This window comes from Streptomyces sp. YJ-C3, from assembly GCF_053891275.1.
Map to the genome: position 1 here is coordinate 4,127,130 of NZ_CM132685.1, position 16,221 is coordinate 4,143,350.

General features: G+C 71.6%; 15 protein-coding genes. 10 read left to right on the forward strand and 5 right to left on the reverse strand.

Translation table 11 applies throughout. From position 1 onward, the window contains the following. The first annotated feature begins 50 nt into the window (after positions 1 to 50). The 4 genes from ACVHNB_RS18295 (at position 51) to ACVHNB_RS18310 (ending at position 3,807) form a co-directional block, all read left to right on the forward strand. Positions 51 to 1,715 (forward strand): PP2C family protein-serine/threonine phosphatase, encoded by a 1,665-nt coding sequence (locus ACVHNB_RS18295; protein ID WP_428950070.1) that lies wholly within the window; start codon positions 51 to 53, stop codon positions 1,713 to 1,715. Next, entirely contained in the window at positions 1,712 to 2,824 is a 1,113-nt protein-coding gene (locus tag ACVHNB_RS18300) for a cobalamin B12-binding domain-containing protein (RefSeq protein ID WP_456228625.1), read from the forward strand. Before ACVHNB_RS18295 ends, ACVHNB_RS18300 begins: the two co-directional genes overlap by 4 nt. Further along, a complete protein-coding gene (locus ACVHNB_RS18305) occupies positions 2,821 to 3,243 on the forward strand; it encodes an STAS domain-containing protein (protein WP_428950068.1) in 423 nt (140 codons plus the stop codon). Before ACVHNB_RS18300 ends, ACVHNB_RS18305 begins: the two co-directional genes overlap by 4 nt. Before the next feature lie 207 nt (positions 3,244 to 3,450). Next, positions 3,451 to 3,807 carry an STAS domain-containing protein gene (locus ACVHNB_RS18310; RefSeq protein ID WP_456228626.1) on the forward strand — a complete coding sequence of 119 codons (357 nt, stop codon included), beginning with the start codon at positions 3,451 to 3,453 and terminating at the stop codon, positions 3,805 to 3,807. Between the two features lie 31 nt (positions 3,808 to 3,838). Here the strand turns inward: ACVHNB_RS18310 and ACVHNB_RS18315 are convergent, their stop codons facing one another. Next, positions 3,839 to 5,563 (reverse strand): PP2C family protein-serine/threonine phosphatase, encoded by a 1,725-nt coding sequence (locus ACVHNB_RS18315; protein ID WP_456228627.1) that lies wholly within the window; start codon positions 5,561 to 5,563, stop codon positions 3,839 to 3,841. 442 nt (positions 5,564 to 6,005) lie between these two features. On the opposite strand from ACVHNB_RS18315, the gene ACVHNB_RS18320 reads away from it, so the two are divergent. The 5 genes from ACVHNB_RS18320 to ACVHNB_RS18340 are packed head-to-tail and all read left to right on the forward strand — an operon-like array spanning position 6,006 to position 10,482. Next, positions 6,006 to 7,022, forward strand: a complete 1,017-nt coding sequence (locus ACVHNB_RS18320) for a PIG-L deacetylase family protein (protein ID WP_428950065.1) — start codon at positions 6,006 to 6,008, stop codon at positions 7,020 to 7,022. Further along, a complete protein-coding gene (locus tag ACVHNB_RS18325; protein ID WP_456228628.1) occupies positions 7,015 to 8,100 on the forward strand; it encodes an ATP-grasp domain-containing protein in 1,086 nt (361 codons plus the stop codon). The genes ACVHNB_RS18320 and ACVHNB_RS18325 overlap by 8 nt, the downstream gene beginning before the upstream one ends. After that, a complete protein-coding gene (locus ACVHNB_RS18330; protein ID WP_456228629.1) occupies positions 8,097 to 8,837 on the forward strand; it encodes a PHP domain-containing protein in 741 nt (246 codons plus the stop codon). The genes ACVHNB_RS18325 and ACVHNB_RS18330 overlap by 4 nt, the downstream gene beginning before the upstream one ends. Continuing rightward, positions 8,825 to 10,321, forward strand: coding sequence for a glycosyltransferase (locus ACVHNB_RS18335; protein WP_428950062.1), 1,497 nt, complete (start codon positions 8,825 to 8,827; stop codon positions 10,319 to 10,321). Before ACVHNB_RS18330 ends, ACVHNB_RS18335 begins: the two co-directional genes overlap by 13 nt. Further along, complete coding sequence (locus ACVHNB_RS18340) at positions 10,318 to 10,482, forward strand: hypothetical protein (protein WP_428950061.1); 165 nt, start codon at positions 10,318 to 10,320, stop codon at positions 10,480 to 10,482. Before ACVHNB_RS18335 ends, ACVHNB_RS18340 begins: the two co-directional genes overlap by 4 nt. Positions 10,483 to 10,498: 16 nt before the next feature. On the opposite strand, the gene ACVHNB_RS18345 is transcribed toward ACVHNB_RS18340, so the two are convergent. The 3 genes from ACVHNB_RS18345 to ACVHNB_RS18355 all read right to left on the reverse strand — a co-directional run bounded on the left by ACVHNB_RS18345 (position 10,499) and on the right by ACVHNB_RS18355 (position 13,809). Then, complete coding sequence (locus tag ACVHNB_RS18345) at positions 10,499 to 11,716, reverse strand: hypothetical protein (RefSeq protein WP_456228630.1); 1,218 nt, start codon at positions 11,714 to 11,716, stop codon at positions 10,499 to 10,501. A 147-nt stretch (positions 11,717 to 11,863) separates the two neighbouring features. Further along, a complete protein-coding gene (locus ACVHNB_RS18350; protein ID WP_456228631.1) occupies positions 11,864 to 12,463 on the reverse strand; it encodes a hypothetical protein in 600 nt (199 codons plus the stop codon). Positions 12,464 to 12,672: 209 nt separating this feature from the next. After that, complete coding sequence (locus ACVHNB_RS18355; RefSeq protein ID WP_456228632.1) at positions 12,673 to 13,809, reverse strand: FAD-dependent oxidoreductase; 1,137 nt, start codon at positions 13,807 to 13,809, stop codon at positions 12,673 to 12,675. Between the two features lie 232 nt (positions 13,810 to 14,041). On the opposite strand from ACVHNB_RS18355, the gene ACVHNB_RS18360 reads away from it, so the two are divergent. Then, positions 14,042 to 14,431, forward strand: coding sequence for a VOC family protein (locus tag ACVHNB_RS18360; RefSeq protein WP_428950058.1), 390 nt, complete (start codon positions 14,042 to 14,044; stop codon positions 14,429 to 14,431). Positions 14,432 to 14,457: 26 nt separating this feature from the next. Here the strand turns inward: ACVHNB_RS18360 and ACVHNB_RS18365 are convergent, their stop codons facing one another. Then, a complete protein-coding gene (locus tag ACVHNB_RS18365) occupies positions 14,458 to 16,209 on the reverse strand; it encodes a cation:proton antiporter (RefSeq protein ID WP_456228633.1) in 1,752 nt (583 codons plus the stop codon). Positions 16,210 to 16,221: the final 12 nt, after the last annotated feature.

Consider the following 16,221-nt stretch of genomic DNA (forward strand, 5'->3'; position numbering starts at 1 on the left):
GAGAATCCAGTGAAGGGTGGTGGGGGCCGGCGTCCTGCGGGTCCCGCGTGATGGTTTCCTCCACGGAGCCGGTTGGCTCCCGAGGCGCTGAACCGGCCGTCGGCCTGCGTGATCCCCGTTCCTCGGTCACGGTGGACGGGGCGGGACGAGTGCTGTCCTGCAACGACCGGGCCGGTGAACTCCTGCAGGGTGTGCGGCCCGGTGTCCTGCTGGCGGACGTGGCGCCCGACTGGCTGACCGAAGCGCACGCCGATGTGGTGCGAGGGGCGGACGCGGGTCTGCCGGCAGAGGTGTGGGGCCGCGTCGGCGAGAGAAGGGTGGACGCCTTTCCGAGCCGGCAGGCCGACGGCGCCGTGTCGTGGTGGCTGATCGATGACGCCGATCTGCGGTTCGCCCAGGCCGAGTTGGCCAGCGAGCGGAAGCGCTCGCGGGTACTGCAGGAGGTCTCCAGCGAGCTGTTGTCCTCGCTGAACGTGGATCGGTGCATGGAAGTGACGGCCCGTATGGCGGTGCAGCACCTCGCGGAGGCGGCGCTCATCGTCGGAGTCCGCGACGGCCGCTTCTATCCCGTCACGCGCTGGACCCGCAACGGGCCGGTGGTGCGGGAGAAGATCGCGATGGACCCGGACAGCCTGCCGGGCCTGTCGGAGGCACTGCTGGGCTTCCCGCCGGTGTCCTCGTGCTGGATCGACCCGGCGCAGGTTCCCGACTGGGCGGTCCCGGAACAGTTCGCGGCCGACGGCGGGCAGATCGGCTCGGTCGTCGTGGTCCCGCTGCCCGGGCACGGTCTGCCCGCCGGCGCGATGGTGCTGATGCGCCACAAGCAGGAAGCGGCGTTCACCGAAGCCGAGGAGGGGTTCGCCCGGCTCTTCGCCGCACGGGCCGGCGCGGCCCTGTCCGCGGCGCGGATATACGCCGAGCAGACACACATCTCCGATGTGCTCATGCGTGAGCTGCTGCCGCCCGTGCTCGACCGCGTGCGCGGGGTCGACTTCTCGGGCCGCTACCGTGCCGCGGCCGTCAGCGAACGCATCGGCGGCGACTTCTACGACGTCTACCCGGCGGACAGCGACGACGGCGAGACGTTCGCGGTCCTCGGCGACGTGTGCGGCAAGGGGCTGGAAGCCGCCGTGCTCACCGGAAAGATCCGCAACACCATCGAGGCGCTGCTGCCGTTCGCCGGCGACCACCTGCGCGTGCTCACCCTGCTGAACAACGCACTGCTGTCCTCGCACCACGCCCGCTTCGCGACGCTCGCCCTGGCCTCCGTCAAGCGCCATGGCGGCCGCGTACGGCTGCGGGTGTCCAGCGCCGGACACCCCACCCCGCTCATCGTGCGCGCCGACGGCCGGATCGAGGAAGCGGACACCAAGGGCGTACTGATCGGAGCCCTGCCCACGGAGAGCATCAAGCTCACCACCGCAGCCGTGGACCTCGCACCGGGAGAGACGTGCCTGCTGTATTCGGACGGCATCACCGAGGCACGCGGCGGCCCGCTCGGCGACGTCCTCTTCGGTGACCAGCGGCTGCGCAACACACTGGCCGGGTGTGCGGGCCTGCCCGCCGAGGCGGTCACCGAGCGCTTGCAGATGGTCGCCACGCAGTGGGTCGACGGAGGCCCGCAGGACGACATGGCCCTGCTCGCCATCACCGCACCACGTAACAACCACCTCACAGCGGTGGACGGACATACTCGGGGCAGGTTCACTGCATGACTACAGCCACGACGACCGCGGACGACGAGGCGCCGGCTTTCAGCGAACTGCGCGAGCGCCTCTGGCAGGCGGTGATCGACTGCGACGAGCTCAGTGCCCTCTCCCTGGTGCGTGCGGCCGCCGACACCGGAGCCTGCGACCCGGTGCAGGTGCGCAGGGCCGCCGAGCGGATCCTGCTGGACCTCATCGCGCCCACGCAGAGACGCGTCGGCACCGAGTGGGCCGCGAACAAGATCACCGTCGCGCAGGAGCACGCCGCGACCGCGATCAATGAACGCTGCATCTCCGCGCTCGCCGACGCCACCGCGCACGCCCTGCCCGAGACGGCACGCGGCCGGGTCGTCGTGGCCTGCGTGGACGGCGAGTGGCACGCGCTGCCCGCCCGGCTGGTCGCCGAGGTGCTCCGGCTGCGGGGCTGGCGCGTCGACTACCTCGGCGCGCAGGTCCCCACCGAGCACCTGGTCGCCCACCTGCATCACACGGGCGCCGACGCGGTGCTGCTGTCGTCGTCGATCCCGACCCATCTGCCGATCGCGCACACGGCGATCAGCGCTTGTCAGGCCATCGGCGTGCCGGTGCTCGCCGGCGGCGCCGCCTTCGGCGAGGACGGCCGCTACGCCCGCGCGATGAGAGCCGAGTGGGCCCTCGACGCGGCGGGCGCGCACTTGGCGCTCGCCCAGGGGCTGGAGCGGCCGAAGGCGGATGCGGCACGGCTGCCGGACCGCGACCTGCCGCACCTGAACGACCAGGAATACACGATGGTCCGCCGCGTCAAGCGGCAGTTGGTCAAGCAGGCCCTGGCCGACGTGGAAGACGGCTTTCCCGCGATGCGCGACTACAGCGAGTTCCAGCGCGAGCGCACCGTCGAGGACATCGACTACATCGTCAGCTACCTGGCCACCGCCCTCTACGTCGACGATGCCGATCTGTTCACGACGTTCGTGACGTGGACCGCGGGCATTCTCGAAGCCCGCCGGGTCCCGGCCGCCAGTCTTCAACCGGTGCTGGTCTCGCTGCTCCGCCAGCTCAGCGACTTCCCCCGCGCCGTCTCCATCCTCGACCAGTCACGCGTCGCGCTCACCGATCTCCGCTCCGGACAGACCTCATGACGACCTTTCCCGCCCTGCGCCTCAGCCACAGCTACCGCGACGGTGTCCTCACCGTCGCGGTGGAGGGCCCGCTGGAGTACGGCACCACTGACGACTTCACCGACCATGTGGAAGACGCGCTCGCCGCCCACCCCGCCACGCACACCGTGCGCCTCGCCTGCGCCGGGATCTCGTACGTCGATTCCATGGGGGTGTCCGCGCTGCTGATGCTCGGACGCCGGATGCGGGCGGCGGGTACCCGCCTGTGCATGAACGAGCGTCCGGCCCAGTTGAGCCGGGTCCTGGAGATCACCGGCATCCTCGACTACCTGCTGGCGGGCGACCAGCCTGCCGAGACCGCGGCACCGCCGGATCGCGACGCCGCGGACGGCTCCTCCTATCAGGACGAGGCGCTGTCCGACCCGGCCCGGCCGACCTGAGCGGAGCCGTGGCCGTCGACGTGGGAACCGCCGGTCCGGTGGAGAGTCCGCCATGCCCCGGTGCCCACCGGATGCCGTGCCGAGCGCACTCACTCACGAGGGTGACGGGCGTAATTCGGTCGAGGCGGAGCAGTTGCATGCAGTGTGCGGTCCGCGGCGCGCGGTACGCGAGAGGCGAAGAATCTGACAGCGTGGGGAGAGAGTCGAGTGGATCCGACGGAGCACTGGGCGGGGATCAGAGCGTCCCATCGGCACGGCCCGGTGTGGGTGATCGAACTGGTCGGCGACTTCGACTACTCGAACCTGAACGACATCGCCGAGGCCACGGCCCACGCGCTGCGTGCCCACCCGGGGCCACTGGTCTTCGACATGGCCGCGCTGACGTTCTGCGACTCGTCGCTGCTGAACCATCTCCTGCGGGTGAGAGCGGAACGCCGGGTGATGCTGACTCAAGTCCCGGACCAGGCGCGGCGGTTGTTCGAGGTCACCGGAACCTCCGACCACCTGGAGGAGCACAAGGACGTCCGCGAGGCCGTCGATTCCGTCGACCCCGCGGATCAGTAGCGGCGCGCCCTCTCGCGCCGTAGCCGGATTGTCAGCCCGGTACCTCGGTCCGGCGCAGTACGAGGAGGGTCGCGTCGTCGGTGCGGTGGAGGCCGTCCAAGCGGGCGACGATGCGTTCGGCGTAGTCCTGCAGCGCGTCGTGGCCGGGGCCCGGGGGAGCGGTGCGGTGGCAGTGCTCCGCCGCGTCGAGGAAGCGCCGGGTGTCCTGGTCGGGGTCGCTGGCGCGGCGTTCGGTGAGCCCGTCCGAGTACAGCAGCACGAGGTCGCCGACGCGCAGAACCGTCTCGGCGGCGATGTAGGCCGTGTCGGGCAGGACGCCCAGGGGGAGTCCCGGGCCGCCCTCGGGAGCGGGTAGTTGGCCGGCCCGTCCGTCGCGTACGAGGACGGGGCGCGGATGGCCGGCGCAGGTCCAGCGCAGCAGGGCCCGTTCCGGGTGGTAGCGGGCGATGATCGCGGTCGCGGTGGATTCGATTCCTTCGGCGCAGGCCAACTCGTTGAGCCAGCGCGTCAGTTGCTCGACCCGCTCCTCGGTGTAGGCGAGGCCCGCGAGGGCGTAGCGCAGCTTCGCCATGAGGGTGACCGCGGCCAGGCCGTGGCCGCGGGCGTCGCCCAGCGCGATGAGCAGCCGGCCGCCGGGCAGCCGGCGGGCCTTGTACCAGTCGCCGCCGACACCGGCCTCCCGCTCGTCGGGCCGGTACACGGCGACCGCCTGCAGTCCGTAGGCGGCCAGCTCGTCCTGGAAGTGGGGGAGCACCGCCTCGCGCAGGGCGTCGGCGACGTCGACGACGGCCTCGGCGCGCTCGCGCTGCCTGCGGGCCTCGCGTTCGGCGCACGCGGCGGTCTCCCGGTGGTGGCGGTCGGCGGTCACGTCGGTCAGCACACCGCGCAGCGCCCAGACCAGGCTGCCGGGCGCGATCCGCACCGGCTCGGCCGTCATCCGGATCACCCGGCCCGCGACGCCGCGCAGACGCAGCTCGCAGCGGGCCGTGCGTTTGCGGAGGATGACGTCGTACAGCGTCTGGTAGAGGTCGGGCAGGCTCTCCGCGGTGACGGTGGAGGCGAGATCGGACAGGGTGGGCACGGCGGCCTTGCGGGGCAGGCCGAGCACCTGGCGGAATCCGCGGGACGGCTCGACCCCGTCGTCGCCGAGATTCCACTCGGCCCAGCACGTACGCATCAGGTGCTGTGCGGCGGCTGCCATGTGCAGGCGGTGCCCGCGCTCCCAGGTGAGGAGCAGATGCTCACCGCAGGGTGCGACGCGCACCTGGTCGTTGATGCGGACGGGCCCCGCGGGGCTGCTCATGACCCATTCGATCATCGTGGGACCCTGTGCGGCGCGGTCGTGGAAGGCCCGGGCGAACATGCCGGGCACTGGGGTGTCCAGGAGCGCCGGGAAGTGCTCGTACAGGGATGTGGGGCCGGTCCAGCGACGGACGCCTTCCTCGGGGAAGCGGTCGGCTGCGTAGGCGCGGGCGGCCGCGTTCTCGGCCGCGTAGTGCGCGTCCCGCATCTCGCCGTCGTCGCCGAGCACCGGGGTCACCAGCAGGGCAGGCAGGGTGAGAGCGTCCAGGACCTCCTGGCCCGAGGGGGACGGCGGCGCAGGCGTCCGGTTCGGGGCGGGAGCCGGTGCCGGTGGCGCGGCCCGGTGGCGCTCGGCGTACGAGCGGATGCGTCGGCGCTGGGCCTGCAGGAGTTGTCGGATCGCCTGCAGTTCCAGGTGGGAGCGCGCGTCGGGGACCGGGGTGAGGTCGTCCATGCGCGGTTCGGGCCTCCTGTGCGAGGGCGGACGGTGTCGAACAGCCTTCGCGCCGAGCGGCCGCACGGCCAGTGGGCGTACGCCAGGTGGCGGTGGTCCGGGCGGTCGGCGGCGGTCGTTCGTCGACGCGGCGAGCCGGACCCGGGCGAGGAGCAGGACGTGCCGACGCATCGAGGAGAGACCAGTAGAGATCGTGCCCGACGTGTAGGGGATCAATCGGGTCCAAGTGCCCTGATGACACAGGGCTTCTGCCCCCTTGCGGCTGGGCGGGAAGGGACTTTCGGCGACCGCCCGACGTGACCCAGGGCGCGTTACGGTGGGCTTTATGCCCGAAATAAGCGATAAGTCGATTGCGGCGGCCGACGTGCGGCGCTCCTCCCCCCATGACAGCCAGCCCCTCTTGTCCGGCGCGCGGGTTCTGGTGGGTGATCGCGACGAGCGTGTGGCATCGGCCGCCGCCGAGGTGCTGCGCGCTTCCGGCGCGACTCTCGTGCACATCGTCGGATCGAGCGACGCGTTCCTCGCCGCCGGGCGCAGACCACCGTCCCCCGGGCAGGCCTGGGACGCCGCCGTGTGGGACACCGCGCTCACAGGGGGCGACGGCGCCCTGACCGGGTTCCTGCAGCAGTGGCACGAGCAGAGCCCGCGCGTGCCGATCGTCGTCACGGACGACGCGCCGAGCACCCGCCGCGCCCTCGCCGCCCTGCGCGGCCGGGCCGCCGACATGGTCGAACGAGGCGATCCGGGCGGCCTTGCCGCGGCCGTGACCCGCGTGCTGCACAGCCGGCACGACGCGCTCGGCGGTGTGGGGGTGCCGGAGGAGCGCGTGAACATGCTGGTGATCGGCGCCCACCCGGACGACGTCGAGATCGGCGTCGGCGGGACCATCCACCGGCGGGTCGACGAGGGCTGGGACGTCACCATCCTGACGCTGTCGCGGGGCGCCGGCGGCGGCGACTCCGGCCAGCGCGGCACGGAGGCCCATCGGGCCGCCGAGGTCATGCGTGCGCGGCTGGTGCTGGAGGACCTGCCCGACGGTTCCATCGCCGACAACAGCAGCACCATCAGGACCATCGAGCGCACCGTGGCCGAGGCCCGGCCCGACGTGGTGCTCGTCCACTCCGGGAGCGACACCCACCAGGATCACCGGGCCGTGCACCGCGCGGCGCTGGTCGCCTGCCGTCGCGTGCCCCGCGTGGCCTGCTACCAGTCGCCGTCGGCCACCGTCTCCTACCAGCCCAACCGCTTCATCGGACTGCGGGAGAGCGACGTGGAGGCGAAGCTCTCCGCGATCAACGCGCACCACTCCCAGGCCGCGAGCCGCTGGTACCTGGACGAGGAGCTGCTGCGCTCCACCGCCCGCTACTGGGGCCGCTTCTCCCAGTCCCGCTACGCCGAACCCCTGGAGGTCGTCCGTGACACCACACCGCTCGGTTTCTTCCCGGCCGACCATGTCTGAGCGGCGCGGGACCGGCCCGGCGGCGGGCCCCGACCTCGCCGCCCCCCTCGGCCGTCCGCCGCGGGTGCTCGTCACGGGCGCGGGCGGACCGTCGGGCGTCTGCTTCCTGCGGGCTCTGGAGGGCGCCGCCGAGTGCTATGCGGCGGACATCGACCCCAACGGGGCGGGGCTGTACCTGGTGCCGCGCGCCTACCGCCTGCTGCTGCCGCCCGGCGACGACCCGCGCTTCGCCGAGGCCGTGCTCGTGCTGTGCCGCAGGTACGCCGTCGACGTACTCGTCCCCACGGTGGACGCGGAACTGGTGGCGCTGTCCCGCGCCGCCGACGCCTTCACGGAAGCGGGAGTGCGTGTCCTGGTGCCGTCCGTCGCAGCACTGGAGACCTGCCTGGACAAGTGGCGCCTCGCGCAGGCGTGCGAGGGGGCGGTGCGCCAGCCGGTCACCCGTCTCGTCGGACCGACGGACGACACGGGCGTCGGTGACGACTTCGCGGGCGGCTTCCCCGCCATCGCCAAACCCCGCACCGGCTCCGGTTCCCGCGGGGTGACGACCGTCGAGGACCCGGCCGGTCTCGCCCGGCTGCCGCAGGACGGCTCGTACCTCCTCCAGGAGATGCTGCCGGGCACCGAGTACTCCGTCGACGTCCTCACCGACGCCGCGGGCCGGGTCGTGGCCGCGGTGCCCCGGGCCCGTGACAAGACCGACTCCGGGATCGTGGTCGCCGGCCGCATCCTGCACGCCCCCGAACTGTCCGCGCTCGCCGAGGACACGGTGCGCACGCTCGGCCTGCGCGGCATCCTCAACGTCCAGGTGCGCGAGGACCGGGACGGCAAGCCCGCCCTCCTGGAGGTGAACCCGCGCCCGCCGGGCGGACTCTCCCTCACCGTCGCCGCCGGGGTGGACATGCCCGGCTGGGCGGTGGCCGGACTCCTCGGCGCCGTACTGCCGGACCGCGTCGAACACCGCGAGGCCGCCGTCGTACGCCACTGGCAGGACGTCGTCCTGCACCCCCGCGAACTGGGCGACATGGGCGACACACGGGAGGTGGGCCCCGGGAACGGCCCGGGAGGCCCGGCATGAGCGGCCGGACACATCCCCTCCTCCGCACGGACCTGCACACGCACACCGACTTCTCCGACGGCCGCGACCCGCTCGACCAGGTCGTCGCCGCGGCCGAGAAGGCCGGCCTGCACACCCTGGTCCTCACCGACCACGTGCGCGCCGACACCACCTATCTGCCGCGGTACGTGACCGCCGTGCGCGACGCCCGGGCCACCACACCGGTGCGCCTGGTGTGCGGTGTCGAGGCGAAGATCATGGACACCGAGGGGCGCATCGACCTGCCCGACGACCTCACCGGGATCGACCACATCGCCCTCGCCGACCACCGCTTCCCGCTGCCGGACGGCCCCGCCCACCCCGAGGCGGTACGGGACCGGCTGGACGCGGGGACGATGTCCCGCACCGAGGCACTCGCACTCCTGGTGCGGGCCACGGCGCGGGCGATCGGCCGGATCCCGGCGGGCCGCACCGCCCACCTGGCGCACCTGTTCAGCGTGCTGCCCAAGGCCGGACTCGACGAGGCGGAGGTCGACGCCCCATTGCTCGCCCCGCTGGCCCGCGCCTGCCGGGACCACGGCGTCACCGTCGAACTCAACGAGAAGTGGCAGTGCCCCGCCCCGCGCACCGCCGCCCTGCTGTCCGGCGCGGGCGTACGCCTCGCCGCGGGCAGCGACGCGCACCGCGCGGACGCCGTCGGCGTCTTCCCCTGGGTGGCCCGGGCGCTGGCCGAGACGGAGGCGCGGTGCACACCCTGAACGAGATCCTGCACACCGTCGCCGAGGTGATCGTCTTCCTCGGCGCGGTGCCGCTGGTGACCGCCGTCATCCAGTTCCTGCTCATCGGACTGCAACGCTTCCGGCACCTCTACGACGACCACGAGCACCTGCACCTGCCCCGCACCGCCGTCCTCATTCCCGCCTGGAACGAAGCCCCCGTCCTGACCGCGTCCGTCGAAGGACTGCTCGCCCTCCACTACCCCTCCGACCGGCTCCGCGTCTTCGTCATCGACGACGCCAGCACCGACGACACCCCCGAGGTCGTCCAGCGCCTCGCGCGCCGCCACCCTGGCAGCGTCGTGCACCTGCGGCGCGAGAACGGCGGACAGGGCAAGGCCCACACCCTCAACCACGGCCTCGACCACGTACTGCGCGACGACTGGGCCGAGGCCGTCCTGATCATGGACGCCGACGTCGTCTTCGACCGGGACGCGCTGGTGCGGATGACCCGGCACCTCGCCGACCCCGAGGTGGGTGCCGTGACCGCGTACATCAAGGAAGGCAGCGGGAAACACGGCAACTACCTGACCCGCTACATCGCCTACGAATACATCACCGCCCAGGCCGCCGCCCGCCGCGCCCAGAACGTGCTCGGCGTCGTCGCCTGTCTGGCCGGCGGCGCGCAACTGCACAGCAGGGCCAATCTGGCGGCGATCGGCGGACGCATCGACACCAGCACGCTCGCCGAGGACACGGTCACCACCTTCGAGACCCAGCTCGCCGGCCGCCGGGTCGTCTTCGACGGCTTCGCCACCGTGCTCGCCGAGGAACCCGCCGACCTGACCGGACTGTGGAAGCAGCGGCTGCGCTGGGCGCGCGGCAACCTGCAGGTCACCCGGCGCTACCGGCACATCTGGTTCCGCGGCCGCACCGCCCCCGGCGAGCGGCACCGGCTCGGCTCGTACCTCTTCGGACTCATCTGGTACTCGCTCCTGGCCACCCCCGTGCTGCTGGTGGCGTGCTCGGCTTCGCTGCTGTTCCTCTACTTCACCGACCACGACCGGGCCTGGACCCTGTTCCATCTGCTGTGGGTGACGAACCTGATCTGCTACCTGCTGATCACTCTGCTCGCCGCCGTGATCGACCCGGGGACCTTCCGCCGCAGCTGGTGCGAGGCACTGATCTATCCCGGCGTCGTCGCCACCGGCATCCTCGTCGTCACCGCGCTGCCCGGCGTCTTCGTCCCCCTGCTGGAGCGGGCGGGGCTGATCACCGGGAACGGCGAGACCCACCCCGTGATGATCGCCGTCTACGCGTGGCTCGCGCTGTCCATGCCGATCGCCTGGATGGCCAAACTCCTGTCCGGAACGCGTCTGCGCCGCCTCGCACCACCCCTGCTGCACCTCGCCGGATACGGTTCGCTGCTCGCCGCCTGCCTGGTCGCCTCGTTCTTCCAGGAACTCCGCAACAAGCAGATGACATGGGACAAGACCGAGAAGACCGGAAAGGTCGGCGCCCGATGACGACAGAAGACGACGGCCCGGACCCGCAGTGGCTCGAGCGGCGCGCACAGGAACTCACCCGTCAGGACCGGCGCAGCGACCGGCGGCTGTTCTGGCTGGAACTCGTCGTGCTGCTCGTCATCGCGGCCCTGCTCGTGGCCCGCTGGCAGTGGCTGCTCTGATCCCTGCGGTGCGCCTTCACTGCAGGACGAACGGATTGGCCCGGCGCGCCGCCAGCGCGAACCAGGCCGTCGTGCCCGTGTGCAGACTGGCGTAGAGCCGGTCGCCGTCGCCGGTGTCCAGTCCGTCGGACGAGGCCGCGACCAGGCCGTACCCGTCCGCGTGGGGCGCATGGGCCTGCGCGGAGCGCAAGGAGGTGAGCAGCCGGTCGGCCCGCTCGCCGTCGCGGTCCCCGTTTCGGACCCGCAGCGCGCACACCAGGTGGGCCGTGCCCTCGAACCACACCTTGGACGTGTCGGCGTCGCTGACCGACACCCCGACGAACCCGCCGTCCTCGGCCGCGAGATGCTTGCGGGCCCAGTCCAGGGACGCCGCGTGCCGACTGTTCCTGGTGGCCAGATACGACCAGGTCTGGGGGTCCTCCGGCACCGGTGTGCGGTTCACCGTGGTGCCGTCCGTACCGGTGCCGGTCCAGAACGCGCCTTGTTCGCCGTCCCACATCGCGTCGAGGAACGCCACGGCGGTGTCCGCTCGGCTGCCCCACGTGTCGTCGTCCACGGTGCCGACCAGCGCCCGGAAGAATCCCGCGACGTCCGCGTTGTGCTCGCTGGACTTCCACCGCACCTCGTCGCCCTGGGCGTTGATGCCACCGGAGTAGCCGGGCGTGCCCGTCGACGAGGAGGCCTCGCGCTGGATCCACTGCGCCGCGCGCACCGCACCGGAGCGGAACGCGGCCGTGCCCGTGGCCCGGTGCGCGTGCAGCAGAGCGAGACCCGCCCAGGCCAGTGTGCCGGTGAACGTGTCCGCGGCAGCGGCTTCGGGCACCTCCCGCCCTGTGGGCAGCCGTCCCGAGGCGTAGGACTGGCGCAGCCTGCCGTCGTCCTCGGCGTCCTGTTCCTGGAGCGCCACGAGCGTGCGGGAGAGCGCGGCCGCCCGTGCGACGTCGGCCTTCGTGCCCCGAGCGCAGTAGGCGATGATCGTGAGCGCGACGTCGTACGTGAAGGCCACCGTGGAATGGTGTCGTGCCATGTACCCACCGGTGTAGCTGCGCGGCAGCCCTTGATGCGTGCCCGCGGCCTCGTCGACACGGTGATCGAGGAACTCGTACGCGCGCTTGATGGCATGCTGCGTCGTGCCGTCGGGTGAAGGCCCGCCCGCCGAGCAGCCGCCTGTCGTGGCGGCGATGCTGCCCATGGCCGAGCCCAACAGCAAGGTGGTGAAGGCTCGGCGATTCATGCGTGGATATGGCATCTCACTATGAAATCCCACGTAATGACCGTGTACCCGTTTTGGGTGTGCCCGGGTGCGGCGCCGGGGGTGCGCCCTTGCCGGGCGGCATGGCCCTGAACGGCCATGCCGCCCGCGTCCGCCGAGCCGTCCCGGTCAGCTCGTCGCGGGTTCCTGCTCCGCGACCGCATCGGGGGACTGCGCCTGGTCCGGTGCGCTGTAGAAGACGGAGGCGCCCTGCTTGCTGCGCTGGGCAAGTCCCTTGGCGACCAGACCTTCGACGGTGGTGCGTACGACCGTCTTCTTGATGCCCCGGTCGGGGTGCGCGGTGCCGAGCGCCTCGGCCACCTCCGATGCCGAGCGCGGTTCCTTCTGCTGCGCGAGGTAGTCCTGCACGAGAGTGACCAGCGTCGGCTGCGCACCGGGGACGGCCTTGCTCACGCGCGGCGCGGGCTTCTTGGCGCTGCGCGTGGACCGGGGCTTCGGCACCCCGGCGGCTTTGGCGCCCGCGCCCGGGGCGGTCCGGCGCCGCGGACGCGCTAGCGAACCGGCGCTCTTCTTCTTTTCGAGCCCCAGGGCCTGCTGAACGCCCATCAGGACTGCCTGGTCGTCCCGTAGCGACTGCAATTGATCCTGCAGGACCGCCAACTGCGAGCCGATCTGCTCCTGTTCCTTGGCATTGCGCTCCAGATCGGCGACGACCTGTGCTGCGTACTGTTCCTTGACGCTCGAGTTTCCAGGCTGAGGATCCGACACAGGAAGCTCCTGTCTGTGTGCTGACCCGCTGGGAAGCGAGTGGCAGCGGGGGACGTGGATAGTGCCTTCGACGGCCAGATCTGTCGTTGGCTGACGACTTCTTGAGTGTACGGACGGGACCACTGGAGTGATGTCTTCTGCGCTCATAAGGTGAACTCTCAAGCCGCACATGACAGTTTGCGTCAGCACTCCTGGAGGGTTTGGGCGCTTTATCGGGGAGCCGTCTGGCCGGTGAAGAAGCCGAGCAGTCCCTCGGGCGCGTTCTCGTCGCGGCAGCAGAGCTGGAAGACGACCGCGCCGTCGGTGTACTCCGCGTCGCTGCGGGGGAACAGGTCCCGCTCGTACGCGGTGAGCGCGGCCTCGATGTCGTCGGGGTGCGCGGCGATGGCCCTGCCCAGTTCGGCTCCGTCGTACATGGCGAGGTTGGCGCCTTCGCCGGACGGGACCATCAGGTGGGCGGCGTCGCCGAGCAGGGTCACCCCGGGCACACGCTCCCACCGGTGGCCGTGGGGCAGGGAGTGGATCGGGCGCAGGATCGGACCGCTGTCCGCGTCGGTGATCAGCGCGGTCAGCTCCGGCGCCCAGCCGTCGAACTCCTCGGCTATCCGCGCGGCAGCGGCGGCGGAATCGGTGAAGTCGATGCCGGCCAGCCAGTCCATCGACCGGTTGAGCGTGATGTAGCTGTGCAGGGTCCCGTCCGCCTCCCGGTGGCCCTGGATGCCCTTGCCCGGCGCGAGCGCGAACAGCGCCCCGTCGCCGACCGCTTCCGCGGTGGCCGGGTGCCGGTTGTCGGCGTCGAACAGGTAGGTCTCGACGAACGACGTTCCGACGTACTCGGGTGTGGCGTCGGAGAGCAGCGGCCGCACCCGTGACCATGCGCCGTCCGCGCCGACCAGCAGGCTCGTGGTGACGGTGCTGCTGTCGGCGAAGCTCACCTCGAAGCGGGCGTCGCCGAGGGCGCGGACTCCGCTGACCTTGTGCCCCCATTGGACGGTGCCGTCCGGAAGCGATGCGAGCAGGATCCGCCGGAGCTCGCCGCGCAGCACTTCGGGGCGTGCGCCGTTGCCGTCGTCGGGCTCGTCGAGCAGGACTTCGCCGTTCTGGTCGAGGAGGCGCACGGCCTCGCGGCCCTCCAGGACGATGCCGCGGAACTCGTCCGTCAGCCCTGCGGCCCGAAGCGCCCGCTGGCCGTTGTTCTCGTGGATGTCGAGCATGCCGCCCTGTGAGCGCGCGGCGGGGGAGGACTCCGCCTCGTAGACGGTGGCTGTGATGCCGTGGACGTGCAGGACGCGGGCGAGCGTGAGGCCGCCGAGTCCGGCGCCGATGATCGTGACGTGCGTGGTCATCGTGGCTCCTTCAGGTTCGAGGCGACCTGGTTGGCTCCAGCCCGACTCCTTGGAATGTCGTTCCAATCGATGATGGAACAGGATTCCAGGAATGTCAAAAACGGACATTGTGCAGCAAAGTCGCTGTCGCGGTGAGCTGTGGGCGCAGGCCCGCCCGCTCGCGCCGGTTGTCTACTCTGCGAGGGGCTCCGCGGCCCTTGGCGGATGCGTCACTTCACCGGGAGGTCCTGACATGACCAGTAAGTTCACCGAGCTGGCGATCGACTGTGCCGACCCTGAGGCGCTCGCCCGGTTCTGGTGCTCGGTCCTCGGCTACGAGGTCCAGGGCCGGGAAGACGGAGTTGTCACCATCGGCTCCCCGCTGGTGCCGGAGGGCAGGAGCCGCCCCGGCCCCGTGCCGCCGGCGCTGACCTTCGCGCAGGTGCCCGAGGGCAAGACCATCAAGAACAGGCTCCACCTCGACGTCAACGCCGCGGACAGGGAGCAGGACGAAGAGGTCCGTCGCCTGCTCGGCCTGGGCGCCCGACATGTGGATGTCGGCCAGACCGGCGAGGAGAGCTGGGTGACACTCGCCGATCCGGAGGGAAACGAATTCTGTGTCCTGGCGGGCCGCTGCCCCTGAACGGAGACCGTGCAACCGCTCGTTGGTCAGTCGTCGGCCGCCGCGTCCGCCAGTTGCTGGAGGCGCGCCATGTCCACGTCGAGCACGGTCTGGGCGTGGTTGAGGGCGGCCGAACTGTACGCGCCCTTGGTCCGGGCCTGTTGGAGGTGCTCGGACTGCTCGGTCAGGACGCGCAGCCGCAGCCGCAGGTACTGTTCGCGGCCCCCGAGCTGCTCCGGGGTCGGGGCGGCGGCGCCGGACTGGCCGGGGACGCGTGTCCTCGCGTCCGTGCGCACCTGGTCCATGACCCGCTCCGTGAACTTCGCGCCGTCGCGGTCCGTGAGCGCGGGGTCGTCCAGGACGGAGTTCGCCGTGGTCGAGAGCTCCGTCACCAGTCGCACGTACTCCTCGCGCAGCCTGGACGGATCCTCCTTGGGCACCCGCACCCAGCGGATGACCGCCGGAAGCGTCAGTCCCTGGGCGAGCAGTGCCGTCGTCGCCACCACGTAGGCGATCAGGACGAGTTGGGCGCGGTCGGGGGTGTCCTGCGGGAGTGTCTGCGCGGCGGCGACGGTGATGGCGCCGCGCATGCCGGCCCAGGCGAGCACCGCCCCACCGCGCCAGCCCAGCGTTTCGTTGAGCCGGAACTCGACGTCCGCGGAGGCCTTGTCGACCCGGAGCCGGAACCGCTGCACCTTCCTCTCGGGCACATTGCGCAGGCGCTCCTCCATGGCGGGATCGGATTCGTCGCCCTGCAGGGCCGCCTGCATGGACTCCAGACGCGGCTTGGACTCCGCGGCCCGCTGCTGTTCCCGGCGCAGCCCCGCGACGAGCGGCGCGACGAAGACGATGCGCACCACGATCACCAGCGCCGAGGCGGCCAGGCCGATGAGCAGGGCGTGTCCGATGCCCATGCCGTCGTCGTGCACCTCGTCGACGAGCGCCTTCACGCCGAGGCCCATGAGCAGGAACATCCCGCTCTCCAGGAGGAACGCGACGGTGCGCCAGTTGGTGGCCTCGGTGATGCGGTCCTGGGCGCGCAGCCGGCGCGGGCTGAGATGGCCCGTCACCAGCCCGGCGACGACGACGGCGAGGACGCCCGAGGCGTCGAACTCCTCGGCGGGCAGGAAGGCGAGGAAGGGCACCACGAAGGAGATCGCGGCATTGAGCACGGCGTCGTTGAGCAGCGCGCGCACCCGGACGTTGACGACGCCGACGAGTAGTCCGATCCCCACGGCGACGGCCACCGCGTAGAAGAACTCCCCGACGATGCCCCAGAGGGACACCGAACCGGCGATCGCCGCGACGGCGGAGCGCAGCAGGACGAGCGCGGACGCGTCGTTGACGAGCCCCTCGCCCTCCAGCACGGTGAGCAGCCGGTGCGGCAAGCCGAGCCGGCGCCCCACGGAGGTGGCCGCGACGGCGTCGGTGGGGCTGATCACCGCGCCGAGCGCGAACGCGGCGGGCCAGCCGATCTCCGGCAGCAGCCAGTGGAAGAGCCAGCCCGCGCCCAGTGTCGACACCACGACGAGCAGCACCGCGAGACCGGTGATCGGCCGGATGTTGCGCCGGAAGTCGACCACGGGCATGTTCACGGCCGCCGAGTACAGCAGTGGGGGCAGCACCCCGGCGAGGATCAGTTCGGGCTCGACCTCGGGATGCGGGACCCCCGGCAGGAAGCTCAGGCCGATGCCCACGACCACCAGGCTGAGCGGTGCGGCGAGACCGAGGCGCTCGGAGAACGCGGCGACCGCCACGATGCTGATGACGCCGAGCACGGCGACGAGGGTCAGTTCCACAAGCGCGCCCGT